General features: G+C 64.5%; 21 protein-coding genes. 13 read left to right on the plus strand and 8 right to left on the minus strand.

Going from position 1 to position 18,942, the window contains the following annotated elements; genetic code table 11:
• Positions 1 to 58: 58 nt before the first annotated feature.
• The 4 genes from DH08_RS34190 (at position 59) to DH08_RS34205 (ending at position 2,272) form a co-directional block, all read left to right on the plus strand.
• Positions 59 to 817 (plus strand): F0F1 ATP synthase subunit A, encoded by a 759-nt coding sequence (locus DH08_RS34190; RefSeq protein ID WP_006206607.1) that lies wholly within the window; start codon positions 59 to 61, stop codon positions 815 to 817.
• A gap of 66 nt (positions 818 to 883) precedes the next feature.
• Positions 884 to 1,108 carry a F0F1 ATP synthase subunit C gene (locus DH08_RS34195; protein ID WP_006206606.1) on the plus strand — a complete coding sequence of 75 codons (225 nt, stop codon included), beginning with the start codon at positions 884 to 886 and terminating at the stop codon, positions 1,106 to 1,108.
• Between the two features lie 65 nt (positions 1,109 to 1,173).
• Positions 1,174 to 1,770 (plus strand): F0F1 ATP synthase subunit B, encoded by a 597-nt coding sequence (locus tag DH08_RS34200; protein ID WP_192183608.1) that lies wholly within the window; start codon positions 1,174 to 1,176, stop codon positions 1,768 to 1,770.
• A gap of 10 nt (positions 1,771 to 1,780) precedes the next feature.
• Complete coding sequence (locus DH08_RS34205; RefSeq protein ID WP_192183609.1) at positions 1,781 to 2,272, plus strand: F0F1 ATP synthase subunit B; 492 nt, start codon at positions 1,781 to 1,783, stop codon at positions 2,270 to 2,272.
• Between the two features lie 117 nt (positions 2,273 to 2,389).
• On the opposite strand, the gene DH08_RS34210 is transcribed toward DH08_RS34205, so the two are convergent.
• Together DH08_RS34210 and DH08_RS34215 are read right to left on the minus strand one after the other, a co-directional pair.
• A complete protein-coding gene (locus DH08_RS34210) occupies positions 2,390 to 3,085 on the minus strand; it encodes a ribonuclease HII (RefSeq protein WP_192183610.1) in 696 nt (231 codons plus the stop codon).
• A 160-nt stretch (positions 3,086 to 3,245) separates the two neighbouring features.
• A complete protein-coding gene (locus DH08_RS34215; RefSeq protein ID WP_006201974.1) occupies positions 3,246 to 4,400 on the minus strand; it encodes a PA0069 family radical SAM protein in 1,155 nt (384 codons plus the stop codon).
• A gap of 150 nt (positions 4,401 to 4,550) precedes the next feature.
• Here DH08_RS34215 and DH08_RS34220 point away from each other — a divergent pair, with 150 nt between their 5' ends.
• Together DH08_RS34220 and DH08_RS34225 are read left to right on the plus strand one after the other, a co-directional pair.
• Complete coding sequence (locus DH08_RS34220; RefSeq protein ID WP_192183611.1) at positions 4,551 to 5,054, plus strand: glycosyltransferase family 2 protein; 504 nt, start codon at positions 4,551 to 4,553, stop codon at positions 5,052 to 5,054.
• Between the two features lie 203 nt (positions 5,055 to 5,257).
• Positions 5,258 to 6,229: a hypothetical protein gene (locus tag DH08_RS34225; protein WP_192183612.1), complete on the plus strand. Its 972-nt coding sequence runs from the start codon at positions 5,258 to 5,260 to the stop codon at positions 6,227 to 6,229.
• Between the two features lie 9 nt (positions 6,230 to 6,238).
• Here the strand turns inward: DH08_RS34225 and moaB are convergent, their stop codons facing one another.
• From moaB to DH08_RS34255, 6 genes are all read right to left on the minus strand, one after another.
• Positions 6,239 to 6,790 carry a molybdenum cofactor biosynthesis protein B gene (gene moaB / locus DH08_RS34230; protein WP_192183613.1) on the minus strand — a complete coding sequence of 184 codons (552 nt, stop codon included), beginning with the start codon at positions 6,788 to 6,790 and terminating at the stop codon, positions 6,239 to 6,241.
• Entirely contained in the window at positions 6,777 to 7,673 is an 897-nt protein-coding gene (locus DH08_RS34235; RefSeq protein WP_192183614.1) for a 4-(cytidine 5'-diphospho)-2-C-methyl-D-erythritol kinase, read from the minus strand. The genes moaB and DH08_RS34235 overlap by 14 nt, the downstream gene beginning before the upstream one ends.
• 25 nt (positions 7,674 to 7,698) lie before the next feature.
• Positions 7,699 to 7,884 (minus strand): hypothetical protein, encoded by a 186-nt coding sequence (locus DH08_RS34240; RefSeq protein WP_192183615.1) that lies wholly within the window; start codon positions 7,882 to 7,884, stop codon positions 7,699 to 7,701.
• An 83-nt stretch (positions 7,885 to 7,967) separates the two neighbouring features.
• Positions 7,968 to 8,831: a S49 family peptidase gene (locus DH08_RS34245; protein ID WP_192183616.1), complete on the minus strand. Its 864-nt coding sequence runs from the start codon at positions 8,829 to 8,831 to the stop codon at positions 7,968 to 7,970.
• 141 nt (positions 8,832 to 8,972) lie between these two features.
• Entirely contained in the window at positions 8,973 to 9,773 is an 801-nt protein-coding gene (locus DH08_RS34250; RefSeq protein WP_192183617.1) for a tRNA1(Val) (adenine(37)-N6)-methyltransferase, read from the minus strand.
• Positions 9,773 to 9,997 carry a putative signal transducing protein gene (locus tag DH08_RS34255; protein WP_192183618.1) on the minus strand — a complete coding sequence of 75 codons (225 nt, stop codon included), beginning with the start codon at positions 9,995 to 9,997 and terminating at the stop codon, positions 9,773 to 9,775. Before DH08_RS34255 ends, DH08_RS34250 begins: the two co-directional genes overlap by 1 nt.
• Positions 9,998 to 10,159: 162 nt before the next feature.
• Here DH08_RS34255 and DH08_RS34260 point away from each other — a divergent pair, with 162 nt between their 5' ends.
• From DH08_RS34260 to glyS, 7 genes are all read left to right on the plus strand, one after another.
• Complete coding sequence (locus DH08_RS34260; RefSeq protein ID WP_192183619.1) at positions 10,160 to 11,176, plus strand: polyprenyl synthetase family protein; 1,017 nt, start codon at positions 10,160 to 10,162, stop codon at positions 11,174 to 11,176.
• Positions 11,177 to 11,257: 81 nt separating this feature from the next.
• Positions 11,258 to 11,926: a GntR family transcriptional regulator gene (locus tag DH08_RS34265; RefSeq protein WP_192183620.1), complete on the plus strand. Its 669-nt coding sequence runs from the start codon at positions 11,258 to 11,260 to the stop codon at positions 11,924 to 11,926.
• A 162-nt stretch (positions 11,927 to 12,088) separates the two neighbouring features.
• A complete protein-coding gene (locus DH08_RS34270; RefSeq protein WP_192183621.1) occupies positions 12,089 to 12,688 on the plus strand; it encodes a biotin transporter BioY in 600 nt (199 codons plus the stop codon).
• Positions 12,689 to 12,694: 6 nt separating this feature from the next.
• Complete coding sequence (locus DH08_RS34275; RefSeq protein WP_192183622.1) at positions 12,695 to 13,111, plus strand: DUF1284 domain-containing protein; 417 nt, start codon at positions 12,695 to 12,697, stop codon at positions 13,109 to 13,111.
• 179 nt (positions 13,112 to 13,290) lie between these two features.
• Positions 13,291 to 15,060: a tetratricopeptide repeat protein gene (locus DH08_RS34280; protein ID WP_192183623.1), complete on the plus strand. Its 1,770-nt coding sequence runs from the start codon at positions 13,291 to 13,293 to the stop codon at positions 15,058 to 15,060.
• A gap of 271 nt (positions 15,061 to 15,331) precedes the next feature.
• Positions 15,332 to 16,306 (plus strand): glycine--tRNA ligase subunit alpha, encoded by a 975-nt coding sequence (locus DH08_RS34285; protein ID WP_192183624.1) that lies wholly within the window; start codon positions 15,332 to 15,334, stop codon positions 16,304 to 16,306.
• Between the two features lie 402 nt (positions 16,307 to 16,708).
• Entirely contained in the window at positions 16,709 to 18,877 is a 2,169-nt protein-coding gene (gene glyS, locus DH08_RS34290; protein WP_192183625.1) for a glycine--tRNA ligase subunit beta, read from the plus strand.
• Positions 18,878 to 18,942 lie beyond the last annotated feature (65 nt).

Here is an 18,942-nt window from a genome sequence, read left to right on the forward strand (position 1 = left end):
CTGTCAAAGGCGCGAAACAGGACACTGAAGCCGCACGCGGCTTTGACGGGGATGTAAAGTGGCTGCTGACAAGGTCGATCCGATCCACCAGTTCCATATCGTCAAGCTGATTCCGATCAACATCGGCGGCTACGACCTGTCCTTCACCAATTCGGCGCTGTTCATGGTCGCGACAGTCGCCGTCGCATCGGCTTTCCTCTATCTCACCACCTCGAGCCGTAGCCTTGTTCCGGGACGCTTGCAGTCGGTTTCGGAGATGGCCTACGAATTCGTCTCCAACATGCTGAGGGACGCTGCGGGAACGCAAGGGTTGAAGTTCTTCCCCTTCGTCTTCTCGCTGTTCATGTTCGTTCTTGTCGCCAACCTGCTCGGCCTGTTCCCCTATTTCTTCACCGTCACCAGCCACATCATCGTCACCTTCGGCCTCGCTGCGCTGGTCATTGGAACCGTGGTCGTCTACGGCTTCATGAAGCATGGCCTCGGCTTCCTGAAGCTGTTCGTGCCGCATGGCGTGCCGGTGTTCCTGCTGCCGCTGGTGGTGCTGATCGAAGTGATCTCCTTCGTGTCGCGCCCGGTCAGCCTCTCGGTGCGTCTGTTCGCCAACATGCTGGCCGGCCACATCACGCTCAAGGTGTTCTCTGGCTTCGTCGTCAGCCTCAGCGCGCTCGGCGCGGTTGGCGTCGCCGGTTCGGTTCTGCCGCTGGCCATGGCCGTCGCGCTGACGGCGCTTGAGTTGCTGGTCGCCTTCCTGCAGGCCTACGTCTTTGCCGTGCTGACCTGCATGTATCTCAACGACGCCCTGCATCCCGGGCACTGACGACAAGTTTCCGGCATTGCCGCCGGATGGAAATGCAACGGAATTATAGATCCAAAGGAGTTTGAAATGGACGCAGAAGCAGCAAAGTACATCGGCGCTGGTATCGCTTGCCTGGGCATGGGCGGCGCGGGCATTGGCCTCGGCAACATCTTCGGCAGCTACCTGGCGGGCGCTCTGCGCAACCCGTCGGCCGCCGATGGCCAGTTCGGCCGCCTGATCTTCGGCTTCGCCGTGACCGAAGCGCTGGGCATCTTCTCCCTTCTCATCGCGCTTCTGGCCCTGTTCGGCTGAGCACTCGGGAAGATTGGGCAGGCAGGCCGCGATCCTGCGGCAGGCCTGATATCAGGGGATAGTCCATGTTCGTGACATCTGCCTTTGCAGAAGAGTCAGCGCCGGCTGCCGAAGGCACCGCCGGTGCGGGAGCCGAAACGCATGCCGGCACCGCGGTGCCCGGCGAGGCGCACGGCACCTTCCCGCCATTCGATCCGGCGACGTTCCCGTCGCAGCTTCTGTGGCTGGCGATCACCTTCGGGCTGTTCTACCTGTTCCTGAAGCGGGTGGTGATGCCGCGTCTCGGCGGCATCATCGATGTCCGTAACGACCGCATCACGCAAGACCTCGACCACGCCGCCAAGCTGAAGGGCGAGGCCGACGCCGCCGTTGCCGCTTACGAGCAGGAACTGGCCGCAGCCAAGACCAAGGCCAACGCGATCGGCCAGCAGGCCAACGACGCCGCCAAGGCCGAGGCCGAGACCGCGCGCAAGAAGGTCGAGGCTGCCCTCGACAAGAAGCTCGGCGAGGCTGAAGCCAGCATCGCTTCCATCAAGGCCAGCGCCATGAAGGAAGTCGGCTCGATCGCCGAGGACACCGCTTCGGCCATCGTCGAGGCGCTTGTCGGCGGCAAGGCCAGCAAGGCCGAGATCGCGGCTGCGGTCAAATCCGTGGCCCGGTGAGGAGCGCATCATGGACGCCACATCTCTCGCGACAGTCTGGGCTACGGTTGCCCTGGTCATCTTCCTCGGCGTTGCCGTCTACATCAAGGTGCCGGGCCTGATCGCCAAGGCGCTCGACGCCCGCGCCGCCAAGATCAGCAATGAGCTCGACGAAGCCCGCCGGCTGCGCGAAGAGGCCCAGCAGCTGCTTGGCCAGTATCAGAAGAAGCGCAAGGAAGCCGAGCAGGAGGCCGCCGACATCGTCGCCGCCGCCAAGCGCGAGGCCGACCTGCTCGCCGCCGAGGCACACAAGAAGACCGAGGACTATGTCGCCCGCCGCACCGCGCTTGCCGAGCAGAAGATCGGCCAGGCCGAGCGCGAGGCAGTAGCCGAAGTCCGCGCCAGCGCCGTCGACATCGCCGTCGAAGCGGCGCGTGCGCTGCTTGCCGGCAAGATCGACGCCAAGGCAGGGGCCGACCTGTTCAACGCCTCGCTGCAGGACGTGAAGGCCAAGCTGAACTGAGTGGTCTTCGAGCCGCTAGCATGAAGCCGCCCGGGCGACCTGGCGGCTTTTTTGTTTTGCGGGGCGGCTGAGCGCGCAATCTCCCCGCTCGGGGGGAGATCGGCTGTCGCCGCCGCCTCACTCCAACCCGGCGAAGCTCTCTTCTTCGACCACCTCGGCTCCGCCGAGCCGGAACGGCGCAAACGACACACGGTGCAGCCGCGCCACGGGGCCGTGTGCTTCGATCGCCGTGCGATGGCGGGCCGTGGCATAGCCCATATGGACCTCGAAGCCATAGCGGTCGTGGTGGTTGCCGCAGCTACACATCATGCGGTCGCGCATTACCTTGGCGACGATCGAGGCGGCGGCGATCGACTGCGAGCGCTGGTCGCCCTTGATCAGCGCGCGCCCGGCGCATGTGAGGCCCGGCGGCACGTCACGCCCGTCGGCCAGCGCCAGCTTCGGCTGCACGGAAAGACCGGCGACGGCGCGGCGCATCGCCTCCAGGCTGGCCTTGAGGATATTGCTGCCGTCGATGCCTTCGGCGCTGATCGAGGCCATCGAGACGGCTACGGCGGATCCGAGGATCCTGACGAACAGCCCCTCCCGCTGCAGATGCGTCAGGCGTTTGGAATCGTCGAGCCCTTCCGGGATGTTGGCGGGATTGAGCACCACCGCCGCCGCGACGACCGGCCCGGCCAGCGGTCCGCGACCGGCCTCGTCCATCCCCGCCACCGGCCACAGGCCTTCGGCCATCGCCTTCGTCTCGAAGGAGAAGTCGGGCTTCTCGACGATTTCGAAAAGAAGCGGAGAATCGGAACGCGCGCGAGCCATGTTGCGGCGAGGTTCGCATCGGCTCCGATTCTCCGCAAGTCCCTCCGGGTCGGGGTGGGGCGCCGGACCGGGAGGGCACCGTCTGCAGGCCGGGGGGGACAGGGCCGGACGGGATTCTTTTCTCATGCACCGGCCGGCGAAGGCCGGTGCTCGATCTTCCTTAAAGCAGCATCAACTGCTCCGTGGCATTGGCCGCGGCGACGAACTGGTCGGTCCTGAGTGTCCGCCGCTCGGCGTTGAGGCCGAGCCGCTTGGCGGTGATCTCGAAGCGGCGGCCGATCTGCCAGGCATAGGGTCCCGCACCCTTCATGCGCTTGCCCCATTCCGAATCGTAGTCCTTGCCGTCGCGCATCGAACGGATCAGCGACATCACGTGGCGGTAGCGGTCGGGATAGTGGCGCAGCAGCCAGTCCTTGAAGATCGGCGCCACCTCCAGCGGCAGGCGAAGTATGACGTAGCCGGCCTCGCGCGCGCCGGCGGCGCGTGCCGAATCGAGGATGCGCTCCATCTCCGGATCGGTCAGCCCGGGTATGATCGGCGCCACCATGACCGAGGCCGGAATGCCTGCGTCCGAAAGCTGCCGGATCGCCTCCAGCCGCTTGGTCGGCGTCGACGCGCGGGGCTCCATCGTTCTGGCCAGCATCCGGTCCAATGTCGTCACCGACAGCGCCACCTTGGCAAGGCCTCGTTCGGCCATGCGCGACAATATGTCGATGTCGCGCGTCACCAGCGCCGACTTGGTGACGATGCCGACCGGGTGGCCGCGGGCTTCCAGCACTTCGAGGATCTCGCGCATGATACGGTACTGTTTCTCGATCGGCTGGTAGGGATCGGTGTTGGTGCCGATAGCGATGGTACGCGGCTGGTAGCCGGGCTTCGACAATTCCTTGTCGAGCATCCGTGCCGCGTCCGGCTTGGCGAACAGCTTCGATTCAAAGTCGAGCCCCGGCGACAGGCCCATGAAGGCGTGCGTCGGCCTGGCGAAGCAGTAGACACAGCCATGCTCGCAGCCGCGGTAGGGGTTGATCGAGCGGTCGAAGGAAATGTCGGGCGATTCGTTGCGGGTGATGATCGTGCGCGGCTTCTCGACCTGCACCTCGGTCTTGAACGGCGGCAGTTCCTCCAGCGAATTCCAGCCGTCGTCGAAGACATGCCGGCTGACCGGCTCGAAGCGACCGGACGGATTGATGCCGGCGGAGCGGCCGCGATTGCGGTCCGGCCGCACGCGCATGCCGCTCTGCTCGATCATCGCATTCGCCATCTCGGCTCTCCCGGCCCCGAAGGCTGCAATGTCGGCACGCACGATCTGTTCCATCTTTGCCCTCTCCCAGGGACTGTCGGCAGGCTGTCGAATCGCTCTGTTCATGAAACTATTCCTATTTTGCCGATGAGAACAAAGCAAGAACTTTTTATGCCGCGATGCAAAAACTGGCGCGGCCTACGGCTTTCCGCTATTCGGCTAACCATGCTCAGTGTTCTCATCGAAACCATGAACGACGAAGAGGGCCTTGCCCGCACGCTCGCCTCGCTGATCGGCGGCGCGGTCGAGGGCGTGGTGCGCGATGTGATCGTCTGCGACAACGGCTCGACCGACCAGACGCACCGTGTCGCCGAGCATGCCGGCTGCCACTATGTCGCCGGCGGCATCGCGACCGGCATCAGGCAGGCCAAGGGCGACTGGCTGCTGTTGCTGGAGCCTGGCGCGCGACTTTCGGAAGGCTGGATCGACGAGCTTGTCGCCCACACGGGGAGGCAAACCATGCCGGCGCGGTTTGCGCGGGCGCGCGGCAGCCGCACGCCGTTCCTGGCACGCGTCTTTTCAGGCAACCGGGCCCTGGCCGAGGGGCTGGTGATCAGCAAACGCCAGGCCACAGCTCTGTCGAAAAGCGCCCGTAGCGCCGAGGCCATTGCGCGCGGCCTTGCGACAAGGAGGCTCAACGCGGAGATCTGGGTCGCGCCGTCGAAGTGAGGCTTTTTTGCCCCGCCTTCGCGAACGGACGGAGTTTCACCGGCCCCACGGCCACGTGATTCATTGCAGGTGCGTTGTCTATTGTGCATTGCACAAAACATGGCGTGGGCGTAGCATTCCCTTCACGCGGGACAATCGGGTTTGGGTAATGCCGGAGCGGTGAGCAACGCTGCGTCGGCGCCGCATTCATACCCGAGGACCCGATGACCTTTACAAGCCCTGACAAATCCGGCGCCGCCAGCTTGGAGGCAATTGCGCGAAATGGCAGCATGTTGCGCCGTATGGCCGCGCGCATCCCGACCTATCTGACCGACCTTCGCGAGAATCCCGCCTGGCTGCCGATGTTCGTCCTCGCCCGCACCATGCCGGGGCGGCGTCTGCACTGGCTTGGTGCCAGGCAGGCCAAGCCGGCACGCAACACAGATACGATATTTGCCGGCGTCGACCGCGCCGCGGCCGTCGGCGCATTGAAAGCGGACGGGCTGTTTTCAGGGCTGGTGCTGCCGCAGGCCATTCACGAGGAAATCGCCGCTTTTGCCGAGCGCACGCCGTGCTTCGGCAATTTCGATCGTCGTCTCGAATTCATGCCGGGCGAGCATGCCGAGGCCGAAAAGCGTTTTGGCCGCCCATTGCTCAGCGGGCATTTTTTCGAACGTATCCTCGATTGCGATGCTGCTTTGGCCATTCAGCGCGACCCGCTGCTGCTAGATATCGCCGCGCACTATCTCGGCGGCCAGGCGAAGTTGATCACGACGCGCGTCTGGTGGAGCTTTCCGACCGGCGCGGCCTCGGAGGCCGACAAGAACCTGGCGTCGCTCGGCAAATACCACTTCGACCTCGACGACTGGCGGATGCTGAAATTCTTCTTCTATCTCAAGCCCGTCGATGCCGACACCGGTCCGCATGTCTATGTCCGCGGCAGCCACAAGCGCCGCGCCGTGAAGCATCAGCTGACGCTGCTCGTCGGCCATCCGGCGCAGGACGTCCTCGACGTCTACGGCGACGACAGCCCGGTGACGCTGACCGGAGAAGCCGGTCTCGGCTTCGTCGAGGATCCGTTCGGTTTCCACATGGGCACCGTGCCGACGCGCACGCCGCGTCTGATGATGGAAGTCGGCTTCGGCGTCTCGGCGCCGTCGCGCCGCCGCTTCCACGGCGAGCCGGTCATCCGCTGATCCGGGATCTTATCCGGTCTTGCCGCGCCTGAGATGCTCGTCCAGGCGGGGCATGATCTCGACGAAGTTGCAAGGCATGAGCCGGTAGTCGAGCTGCGGCTTCAATATGCCGTCCCAGGCGTCCTTGCAGGCGCCAGGCGAGCCCGGCAGCACGAAGACGAAGGTGGCGTTGACGACGCCGCCGGTCGCCCGGCTCTGGATCGTGGACGTGCCGATCTTGTCGTAGGAGATGCGATGGAACACTTCGGAAAAGCCGTCCATGCGCTTCTCAAAGATCGGCTCCAGCGCCTCCGGCGTCACGTCGCGGCCGGTGAACCCGGTGCCGCCAGTGGTGATGACGACATCGATGTCCTTGTCCTGCGACCAGCCAAGCACCTTGTCGCGGATCTTGTCGCGGTCGTCGGTGACGATGTCGCGGGCGGCAAGGATATGGCCGGCCTCCGTGATACGGTCGGCCAGGGTCTGGCCGGACTTGTCGTCGGCGAGGCTGCGCGTGTCGGAAACGGTCAGAACCGCGATGCGCACCGGAATGAAGGTTCGGCTTTCGTCAATCCTGGCCATGGGCGTCAGCCTCCATGCTTCGCGTCGCGGCAACGAACCAGTCGGGATGGCGGCTGCGTATGTCGAGCGCAGCGCGCTTGGCGACATTACCGGTTTCGAACAGCCCGAAGCAGGTGGCGCCGGAGCCCGACATGCGGGCAAATCCCGCCCCGGCCCTGTTCAGCACCGACAATGCCTTGCCGATGGCCGGCTGGATCGCGCGGGCCGCAGGCTCCAGATCGTTGCGCGTGATTTCCAGCCAGTTGCGGATGCTGTGAAAGTCGATCCTGCTGGGCAGCGGCGGCAGCCCGTTATTGTCGCGGCTGGCAAGCGCGTTGAACACCTCGGCAGTGGAGACGGCGGTGCCGGGATTGACCAGAACCAGGCCGAGCGCCGGAAAATCCGGCACGCTCGACAGTTCGTCACCGACACCACGCGCGACCAGGGGTTTTGCCGCCAGGCACATGGGAATGTCGGCGCCAAGCGCAAGGCCGATGCGCGCCAGTTCGGCGTCATCGACATCCAGTGCCCAAGCATGGACGAGCCCGCGCAGCACCGCCGCCGCATCACTCGATCCGCCGCCGACGCCTGAGGCAACCGGCAGGTTCTTTTCCAGCCTGATGGCGACAGGCGGCGTCCGCTGCGGATCGGCTTCCCGCCGCAGCGCCTCGCGAGCCTTCACCACCAGATTGCTGTCGTCGAGCGGGACCGCGGACGCATACTTGCCGGACACGGAAAAAAGATCGCTGTCGGCGCGCTCGATCTCGACCCTGTCTCCGAAGCGGGTGAAGACGGCGAGGCTCTCGATCAAATGATAGCCGTCGGCGCGCCTGCCGGTGACATGCAGCGCCAGGTTGATCTTGGCGGGCGCAAGCCATATCCGGGCTTCGGCCTCGGCGTTCAATGTGTCGGCTGCAAGGGAAATGCTGTCAGTCCTTGGCCAGGCGGTATTCGCCGGTCTTGGGGTCCTTGACCAGAGTTCCCATCGTACCGTTGGCCACCTGCTTTTCGGTGCGCCGGATCTTGGCCGTCACGCGTTCGGCTTCCCTGACGAAGGAGCGATAGCCGACATAGGCAAGCACGCCAACGGCGACGAAGAAAATGATCTGCGGCATCTCAAAACTCCTCCCTCGAAAAGGCGGCGACGGCGGCCGGTCGGGTCGGTCAAGCCGATATGCTAGACGGTTTCACCGTTTTTTCAAAGCCCGAAGCGCGCCCATAGCGCGCGCTCTTCCGCCGCATCGATGATGCCGCTGGCAGCCACTGCGGCAATATCGGGCGCCGAAAAGCCGCTGCGCGAGCCGAACAGGCCGAAGCGGCCGAACAGGCCGCGCGGCGCCGTGATCAGCTTGAGCTGGGTCTTCGGCCCGAAGCGGGTCTTAAGCACGGTACGCATATCGCCCAGCGCGTCGACAAGGCCGAGCTCAAGACCTTTCTTTGCGGTCCAGAACAGGCCGGTGAACAGGTCCGGGTCGTCCTTGAGCCTGGTGCCGCGCCGCTCCTTGACGAGGTCGATGAAGGTCTCATGCACCTCGAGCTGCAGCGCTTTCAGCCGCTCGACGTCTTCCTTCTTCTCCGGCTTGAACGGGTCGAGCACGGCCTTGTTCTGGCCGGCCGTGTGCACGCGGCGCTCGACGCCGATCTTCTTCATCAGTTCGGGAAAGCCGAACGAGGCCGACACCACGCCGATCGAGCCGACGATGGAGGAGGGGTCGGCGAAGATCTCGTCGCCGGCGACCGCGATCATGTAGCCGCCCGATGCCGCGACGTCTTCGACGAAGACCAGCACCTTCTTGTCCTTTTCCGTCGCCAGGTCGCGGATGCGCTTGAAGATCAGCCGCGACTGCACCGGCGAGCCGCCAGGCGAATTGATCGAGATGGCGACGACTGGCGCATCGAAGGAAAACGCCTTTTCGATCAGGCCGGCGGTCGATGCCAGCGACAGGCTCGGCCGGAACTGGCCGCCGCCAGGCATGATGGTCCCCTGCAGCCGGATGACCGGAACAGTGACGACACTGGAGCGCCAGGATTTCGGCAGCAGGCGGTTCAAAAGGCGTTTCACGAGGGGAGGATCTCCGGGGCAATGTGCAAAGAGCAAGATAAGGTCAGGTTCGGTCAATTCTTTTTTTCGGACGGCGCGGCAATCTTGCTCCGCGCATGTAGGGATTTTCCGGCCAACAGCAATGCCATGTGGCCGGCAGGATCAATCGCCGAACAGCGTCGCCAGTCCGTTGTTGATCATCTCGGTCCGTTCCGCTGGTCCGTTGCCCGATTCACCATGCAGCATCAGCGGCGGGCGGATCGACAGCTTTCCGCGCGCGCCGAGCGCTGCCCTGACGACGATGCGGATCGCCGCCGCCTCGGGGCGAGGGTGGACAGAGAGCATTTCGGCATCGCCGAAGCGGCCCTCGATCGCGTCGAGAAGCGCGCCGAGCTGCTCCGGCCGGGCAATGACGGCCAGCCCGCCCCGCGGCCTCACGACTGCTGCTGCACTGCGGATCCAGCTCTCGAACAGCCCGTCCTCCATGACATGGGCCTGCTTGCGCAGCGGGTCGGGCGTGGCGCGATCATCGGCGGCGTTGAAGGGCGGGTTCATGATGACGAAATCGAAGGAATTGTCGGCAAGGCCGGCGCCGCCTCTCGCCTTGCCCGACAGCGTAACATCGGCGGCCAGCACCGAGGCGCGATCGCCGAGATGGGCATTGCCGGGATGGGCAAGCGTGGTCGCCGCGTATCCCGCCATTTCCTCGGAGCGTTCGACCAGCACGGCCCGGGCGGAAGCACAGCGCGACAGCACCGCCAGGCCCGCAGCACCGGCGCCGGCGCCGAAATCGGCAAGCCGGCCGGCGAAGGAGGATGGCACGGCAGCGGCCAGCATCATGGCGTCCATGCCGGCGCGGTGCCCGCCCGACCGGGGCTGCACCAGCCAGAAGCGGCCGCGATGGAAGCCATCGACCGTGTGGGCCGGCGTGTCCGGAACAAGGGCGGCGGGTGAAGCGGACATTATTCTCGGCGGATCTCGTTGGCGATGCCGGCATCCGTCAGAATGCGCCGCGCCGCATCCGCCTGTTCGGCGTCGACCATGACGCGCCGGGGCAGGATGCCGATCGAACCATCGAGCACGCTCATGTTCTGGTCGGCGACGAAACAGGCAATGCCGGCGTCGCGCATCAGCGATACGACAAAGGAGATGATCACGGCATCGTTGGTGCGGATGAGCTCTATCATCGGACGAAAATCGCAGGTTGCGGCGTTCCTGTAAACGTGGGCGATCGCCTTGCGGGTTGCAACCCGCGCCAATTCGCCTCTTGCCGTGCCCGTGGGTGCCGCCCTAGAGTCCATCCGGGACAGGGTGCCGTCGTGCGCATGGAATAGACGGGAGTGTTTGTGGTGGGTGTCGTTCTCAACATCGAAAACGGGAAGCGGGAAGCCGCCTCCATCAAGGACCTGATCGACCTGACGGCGGCCGATATGGGGCGCGTCAACGAACTCATCCTGTCCAAGGCGGGCTCCAACGTCGAAATGATCCCGGAGGTCGCCAACCATTTGATCTCGTCCGGCGGCAAAAGGCTGCGGCCGATGCTGACTTTGGCCGCAGCCCAGATGTTCGGCTATTCCGGCGAAGGCCACGTCAAGCTCGCCACATCGGTCGAATTCATGCACACCGCCACGCTTTTGCACGACGATGTCGTCGACGAGAGCGGCATGCGCCGCGGCAAGAAGACCGCGCGCATGATCTGGGGTAACCAGGCCAGCGTGCTGGTCGGCGATTTCCTGCTCGGCCAGGCGTTCCGCATGATGGTCGATGTCGGCTCGCTGGAAGCGCTCGACATCCTGTCGAGTGCGGCCTCGATCATCGCCGAGGGCGAGGTGATGCAGCTTGCCGCCGCCAAGAACTTGGAGACCACCGAGGACGAGCATTTCGCCGTCATCAAGGCCAAGACCGCGGCGCTGTTCTCGGCCGCCGCCGAAGTCGGCCCGGTGATCGCCCAGGCAACGCGCAACGATCGCGCGGCACTGCGCTCCTATGGCATGAATCTCGGCCTTGCCTTCCAGCTCATCGACGACGTGCTGGATTATGGCGGCTCCAGCAAGGAGCTGGGCAAAAATGTCGGCGACGATTTCCGCGAAGGCAAGGTGACGCTGCCGGTGATCCTCGCCTACCGGCGCGGCACCAAGGCCGAACGCACCTTCTGGAAGCGCGCCATCGAGGACAATGTCACCGATGATGCCGGGCTGGAAAAAGCGATCGGCCTGATGACCCGCCACGGCGCCATCGCCGACACGATCGGCCGCGCCCGCCATTTCGGCGAGATCGCCCGCGACGCGCTCGCGCCGCTGGAGGCGACGCCGCAGAAATCGGCGCTGATCGACGTCATCGATTTCTGCATCAGCCGGGTGAACTGAGGTCCGCGCCGAGGCAACTTTGCCGCGAAATCCGCAACGGCCGTCTCGACAAGTCGTCGCGATGCAAATTATCTATAAATCATGGCAAAGCCCGCAGACGACACCATCGCCGTCCGTATCAGCAAGGTGCTGGCGGACCGCATCATATCGGGCGCCATCGAACCGGGCGCCCGGCTGCGACAGGACCATATCGCCGAGGAATTCCAGACCAGCCATGTCCCGGTGCGCGAAGCGTTCCGGCGTCTGGAGGCGCAAGGTCTGGCGATCGGCGAGCCGCGCCGTGGCGTGCGTGTCGCGTCTTTCGACCTTGGCGAGGTCAGGGAAGTCGCCGAAATGCGGGCGGCACTCGAAGTGCTGGCGCTGCGTCATGCCGCGCCGCACCTGACCGCAGCCATTCTCGATCTCGCCGAGGAGGCGACCAAGGCCGGCGACAAGTCTCGTGACGTCCGCTCCTGGGAGGAAGCCAACCGCACCTTCCACCGGCTGATCCTTCAGCCGTGCGGCATGCCGCGACTGCTTGCCACCATCGACGATTTGCACGCGGCAAGCGCCCGCTTCCTGTTCGCCGCCTGGCGCTCGGAATGGGAAATCCGCACCGACCAGGACCACCGGGCGATTTTGAGCGCGCTCCGCCAGGGCAATGCCGAATCGGCCGCCGCCACCCTTGGCCGGCATGTGCAGTGGATCGGCCAGAAGCCGGTCAAGACCGCCTCCGGCAGGACCCGCGACGCCTTCGCTATCGTCGGCTAGGGATCGGAAAATCAGCTGAAGGCCAGCGCCAGGCGCAGATGCCCCAATGCGATCTCGGAGCTTTTTCGGGGCGAGGGCTTGCTATCGCGCCGTAAATATGGATTTGATAATAGATCAAAAGCAAAAATTATCTATAATTTCAAATCAGCTAGGGAAACCGCCGTGACCGACATCGCCTTTTCGTCCTCAAAGCCGTCCTTCAGCCCGCTGCGCCTGCAAGACCGCTCGCTTGGCTGGCAGGCTGGCGCCGTCGTCCTCGGCACGTTGTTTCTGGCGCTGTCGTCCTACATCGAAGTGCCGATGGTGCCGGTGCCGGTGACCATGCAGACCTTCGCGGTGACGCTGATCGGCGCGCTCTATGGCTGGCGGCTTGGCGCCATCACCATCACTGCCTGGCTCGTCGAAGGCGCGGTCGGTTTCCCGGTGCTGGCTGGCGGTGCTGCCGGCGTGCAGCATTTCCTCGGGCCGACGGGCGGCTATCTCTTCGCCTTCCCCCTCACCGGCGCGCTCGTCGGCTGGCTGGCCGAGCGCGGCTGGAACGGCAACCGGGTGATGCTGGCCTTCGCCGCGATGATGCTCGGCAATCTCGCCTGCCTGGTCCTCGGCACGGCGTGGCTTGCCGTCATGATCGGCGCCGAACAGGCCATCACCTTCGGCTTCCTGCCCTTCATTGTTGGCGGCTTGCTGAAGTCCGCGCTCGGCGCCGCCACGCTCAAGTTGTTTGCAGGCAACAAGACGAACCCGGCCAAAACCGCATCATAGCCGGCGATGACCGTCAGGCTGCGCGCCCATCATCTGCTTTGCGTGCTGACCTATGTCGGCAAGGGATACAGCGCCGCCTTCATCGCCAACTATGACGGCATCGCCGAGCGTCTTCGCCGGGGCGAGGACATCCTGATCGTCTCGGGTCCGGACGATATCTGCGCCCCGTTGCTCGGCGAGCCGGAACCGCACTGCCTGCGCGAAAGTGCTGCCGAGCGGGACCGGCTGGCGGCACGCGACGTGGAGCAATTGCTCGCGCGGCCGATCCGGGTCGGCGCCCGCCTGAGCCTGGATGCGGCGACCCTGGCCGGCATGCGCGCCGCCTTTTCAGCCGGCCTGACGCGTCAGGCCTGCCAGGGCTGCGAGTGGGCCGGCCTGTGCACCACTGTTGCCATCAACACCTATCGCGATACCAGGGTGTAGGGTCCGCGTCCGCAATCTGCTATGATGCGTCGTCGCCATGGTTTGTTGATCGGGTGACCCGATTGTGAATTCGGCCCGGATTGAAGCCTGACCCCAAAAAGGCCATGCTTTACCCGGAAAAGTGCGAGTCTATGGCGGTCCCACCGACTTGGGGATTGCGTCTGGCTGAAAGGGATACGATGCGGCAAGGACGTGCGCGCTGGCTCACAGGGCTGGCAATTGTGGCGGGCATGGCGATCTCGGCTCTGCCGTCGCATGCCAAGGAAACCACCGAGCCGGTTAAGATCACATCCTTCTCGGGAGCCTATCTCGCCGCCCGGATCGCCGAGGGCGACAACGACCTCGACAGCGCCATCGCCTATTACAAGCAGGCGCTTGCCTTCGCGCCCGGCGACACGGCGCTGCAGCAGAGCCTGATGCTGTCGCTGATCGCGCAAGGCCGCTTCGAGGAATCCCTGGTCTATGCCGACAAGCTCAAGGAAGTGCCCGATGTCGAGCGCTTCTCGCGTATGGCGCTGGCCGTCGATTCCTTCCACAAGAAGGATTTCACCAAGGCGCAATACTGGCTCAAGCTGTCGCTCGAATCCGATCTCGACCGGCTTCTGTCCGGCGTCATGAGCGGCTGGGCCATGGAAGGCGCTGGTGAAGCCAGCGACGCCATGGCGTTCATCGACAAGCTGCAGGGACCGGACTGGTTCGGCCTGTTCAAATCCTACCATCGCGCTTTGATCGCCGACGCCGCGGGCCTGCCCGAAAAGGCCGATCAAATCTATGCCGCGACCTTGGCAGATACTGCCGCCGGTGGTGCGGCGCCCGAGACGTGGATGCGCAACGCGCAGGCCTATGCCTCCTTCCTGTCCCGCAAGGGCGACAAGGCCAAGGCGCTGTCCGTGCTCGACCAGGCCGAGGCATTTGCGCCGGGCAAGCTGGAAATCACCACGCTTCGCGACAGGATCAACAAGGGCGACAAGATCGAGCCTCTCGTCGCCGGCCCGTCCGAAGGTGCCTCCGAGATCCTGCTTGACCTCGCAACCGCGCTCAACCGCGGCGGCGGCGAGCCGTTCGTCCGCCTCTATCTGCAATATGCGCTGGCACTGAAGCCCAACAGCGATGCCGCCCTGGTGCAACTCGCTGCCGTCGCCGAGCAGCTGAAGGACGGCGAGGGCGCGATCGCGCTCTATCGCCGTATTCCCGATTCTTCGCCGCTGAAGGAGCTTTCCGACCTGCAGCTCGGCCTCAACCTCGCCGATCTCGACCGCCACGAGGAGGCGATCGCCCACCTGAAGGCGTTCGTCGACAAGCATCCAGGCGACATGCGTGCCTATCTGGCGCTTGGTGGCGTCTATTCCTCCAAGGACGATTTCCGCTCCGCCGCCAATCTCTACGACAAGGCGGTCGAGGTGCTGAAGACGCCGACCAGCGCCAACTGGAACATTTTCTACCAGCGCGGCATCGCCTATGAGCGGCTGAAGGAATGGCCGAAGGCGGAGCCGAATTTCCGCAAGGCGCTGGAACTGCTTCCCAACCAGCCTCAGGTTCTGAACTATCTCGGCTATTCCTGGGTCGACATGAACATGAACCTCAAGGAAGGCCTGGCGATGATCCAGAAGGCCGTCGATCTGCGGCCAAGCGACGGCTACATCGTCGATTCGCTGGGTTGGGCCTATTTCCGCCTTGGTCGGTTCGACGACGCCGTGCGTGAAATGGAGCGTGCCGTATCGCTGAAGCCGGAAGATCCGGTGCTGAACGACCATCTCGGTGATGCCTACTGGCGCGTCGGCCGCAAGCTGGAAGCCACTTTCCAGTGGAACCAGGCGCGCGACCTGAAGCCGGACCCCGATGTGCTTGCCGCCGTGCAGCAGAAGCTGCTGAAAGGCCTGCCGCCGATCGAATCCAACACGGCGCAGGAGACCCCGAAGGTCAAGCCGACGCCGGCGCCGAAGGGGTAAGGATCTCGATATTGTCTGCAAAACGGGGCTCGTTGAGCCCCGTTTTCGTTTCACAAGAGCTGGAACCGCCGAGGTGCTGGCGCTGATACCCCTTGAGGGAGGATGGCCAGACGAAGTCTGGTCGGGAGGGGTCGCTCGCGCAGTGCTCGACGCCTTGCTTGCAATGCCTCCTGAGGGGACCCTCTCTGCCCGCTGCGCGGGCATCTTCCCCTCGAGGGGAGAGTGGCGCGCGGCACCCCGCCTTGACGCTCGCCGGCCCGGCAACTAGGGAATGCTTCATTCCGCGCTTTCCGAGGCCGCCGTGACGATCGACATCCCAACCCATATGCATCCCAGCCGCTCCTTCCAGGGGCTGATCCTGACCTTGCACAATTATTGGGCGGACTATGGTTGCGTCATCCTGCAGCCTTACGACATGGAGGTCGGCGCCGGCACCTTCCATCCGGCAACGACGCTGCGCGCACTGGGGCCAAAGCGCTGGAACGCCGCCTATGTGCAGCCCTCTCGTCGGCCCAAGGACGGGCGCTATGGCGAGAACCCGAACCGGCTGCAGCACTACTACCAATACCAGGTGATCCTTAAGCCCAACCCGCCCAATCTGCAGGAGCTCTATCTCGGCTCGCTCAATGCGATCGGCGTCGACCCGCTGCTGCACGACATCCGCTTCGTCGAGGACGACTGGGAAAGCCCGACGCTGGGCGCCTGGGGGCTCGGCTGGGAATGCTGGTGCGACGGCATGGAAGTCTCGCAGTTCACCTATTTCCAGCAGGTCTGCGGCATCGAATGCGCGCCGGTGGCGGGCGAGCTCACCTACGGGCTGGAGCGGCTGGCCATGTATGTGCAGGGCGTCGACAATGTCTACGACCTCAATTTCAACGGCCGCGACGGCGCCGAGAAGGTCACCTATGGCGATGTCTTCCTGCAGGCCGAGCAGGAATATTCGCGCCACAATTTCGAACATGCCGACACGGCGATGCTGCTCAGGCATTTCGAAGACGCCGAAACCGAGTGCAAGGCGCTGCTCGATGCGGGCGCGCCGGCTTCGAACGACAATCTGGCGATGCACCGCATGGTCCTGCCGGCCTACGACCAGTGCATCAAGGCCAGCCATGTCTTCAACCTGCTCGACGCCCGCGGCGTGATTTCGGTCACCGAGCGGCAAAGCTACATTCTGCGGGTGCGTAATCTGGCGAAAGCCTGCGGCGAGGCGTTCTTGCTGACGCAGGCTGGTGGGCTGGCCGCCTGAGATCAGACGCGCTTCATCATTTCGAGAGGCGCGGCGATCGGGGAGAGGATCTGGCCACTCGGGCCTGCCATTGTCCGCAGCGCTTGCCTGACACCCGGCATCGAGAAAGCACCGTGAGCCTGCGCGGCGAAGCAAGCGCTAAGTGCGAGGATCTGCAAAAGTCTCGATGCCGTTTTCATGATCGTTCAGCCAATAGTTCCCTGCCTGAGCGTTGGTCGCTTCAGCGCTGCGTTTGGTTCATGGGAATTTTCTGCCCTAAGGACGGGCGGGCTCCCTCCGTCCCGACAACAGCCATGAAAATTTCCGGAAATAGGTCGAACAGGCGATCGGCATGCAGGGTGACAGCGGCCAGCCGAGTTGCTATGCCCCGCCCCGGACCTTCTTGCCGCGCGAGCCCTTGCTATGCCTGACCTGCTTCTGGAACTTCGCTCCGAGGAAATCCCCGCGCGCATGCAGCGCAAGGCGGCGGGCGACCTCAGGAAGATGCTGACCGACGGTCTGGTTGAGGCCGGGCTGACCTATGAGGCGGCGCGCGAGTACTGGACGCCGCGGCGGCTGGCGCTCGACATTCGCGGCCTGACCGCGCGCTCGAAGGACATCCACGAAGAGATCAAGGGCCCAGCGACCTCGGCGCCGGAGCAGGCGGTCCAGGGTTTTCTGCGCAAGGCAGGCCTTGCCTCGATTGCCGAGGCGCATGTCCACTCCGACCCGAAGAAGGGCGATTTTTATGTCGCCCACATTTCGAAGCCGGGCAGGGCGGCGGAGGCGATCATCGCCGAACTGGTGCCGGGCATCATCCGCGGCTTCCCCTGGCCGAAATCGATGCGCTGGGGACCGGCCTCGGCGAAGCCCGGCTCGTTGCGCTGGGTACGGCCGCTGCAGTCGATCCTCTGCACCTTTGGCCCGGAGACCGAGGAGCCGGTGGTGGTCGATTTCGAGATCGACGGCATCCGCTCCGGCAACGTCACCTACGGCCACCGCTTCCATGCGCCGGGCGAAATCACGGTGCGCCGCTTCGGCGACTATGTGTCCAAGCTGGAAGCGGCCAAGGTCGTGCTAGACGCCGACCGCCGCAAGGAGATCATCCTGGCCGATGCGCGCAACCTCGCTTTCGCCAACGGGCTCGACCTGGTCGAGGATGAGGGGCTGCTGGAGGAAGTGTCCGGCCTGGTCGAATGGCCGGTCGTGCTGATGGGCGAATTCGAGCAGGATTTCCTCGCTATTCCCGCCGAGGTCATCAGGCTCACCATCCGCGCCAACCAGAAGTGCTTCGTCAGCCGGCCGCAGGGCGCCGTCGAGGATCTCTCCAACCGCTTCATCCTCACCGCCAACATCGAGGCGAAGGACGGCGGCAAGGAGATCGCCTACGGTAACGGCAAGGTGGTGCGCGCGCGCCTCTCCGATGCGCTGTATTTCTGGAAGACCGACCAGGGCGACCTGCCCGATCTCGACCAGCTCAAGGCATCGGCGGAAAAGTTCGGGCTCGATCTCAAAAAGCCGCTCGACCAGCGCATGGCACGCCTCGACCATCTCGGCGTCACCTTCCACGCCAAGCTCGGCACGCAAGGCGAGCGCGTGGAGCGGATCAAGAAGCTGGCCGAAAAGTTGGCGCCGATCGTCGGCGCCGATCCCGCACTGGCGCACCGTGCAGCCATGCTTGCTAAGGCTGATCTCACAACCGAGGTGGTCGGCGAATTTCCGGAATTGCAGGGCGCCATGGGCCGCAAGTATGCGCTGCTGCAGGGCGAGCATCCTTCGGTAGCGGCCGCCATCGAGGAGCACTACAAGCCGCAAGGCCCGTCCGACCGCGTGCCAACCGACTCTGTTTCGATTGCCGTGGCGCTCGCCGACAAGCTCGACACGCTGGTTGGCTTCTGGGCGATCGATGAAAAGCCGACAGGGTCCAAGGATCCCTATGCGCTGCGCAGGGCGGCACTGGGCGTGGTGAGGATTGTGGTCGAGAATGGTATCCGGCTGCCACTGACACCCACCTTTGAAAGCGCCTACGAAGTGGCGGATTATCTCGCGTCGAAGGCTGGCGGGGCCAATGGCTCCGACCTCCTGTCGTTCTTCCACGACCGCCTGAAGGTGTACCTCCGCGACCAGGGTGCACGGCATGATCTGATCGATGCTGTCATCACGCCGCAGTCCGACGACCTCCTGCAGATCGTCCGCCGCGTCGAAGCGCTCGGCTCCTTCCTCGACCGCGAGAATGGAAAGAACCTGCTGGCCGGAACCAAGCGCGCGGCCAACATTCTGGCGGCCGAGGAGAAGAAGAAAACGCAGGTCGCCGAGACTGTTGAGCCGGCGCTGTTTCGCGAAGAGACCGAGAAGGCGCTGTTTGCGGCGGTGAATCAGGCCGAGAGGCAAGCCGGCGAAGCGATTCAAAACGAAGACTTTTCCGCCGCCATGCTGGCGCTTAGTGTTTTGCGTGAACCGGTTGATTCATTCTTTGAACGCGTTCTCGTGAATGATGAGGACCAGGCCGTGCGCGCCAACCGCCTGGCGTTGCTTGCCCGCATCCGCGCCGCGACCGGTAAGGTCGCGGATTTCTCCAGGATCGCCGGCTAAGCCGCAATAAAAATTGTACCGGCCGGCCATTCGAGCCGGCTTACAGTCATATGACGATGATCTCC

Source organism: Mesorhizobium amorphae (assembly GCF_014843845.1).
GTDB classification, from domain to species: domain Bacteria; phylum Pseudomonadota; class Alphaproteobacteria; order Rhizobiales; family Rhizobiaceae; genus Mesorhizobium; species Mesorhizobium amorphae_A.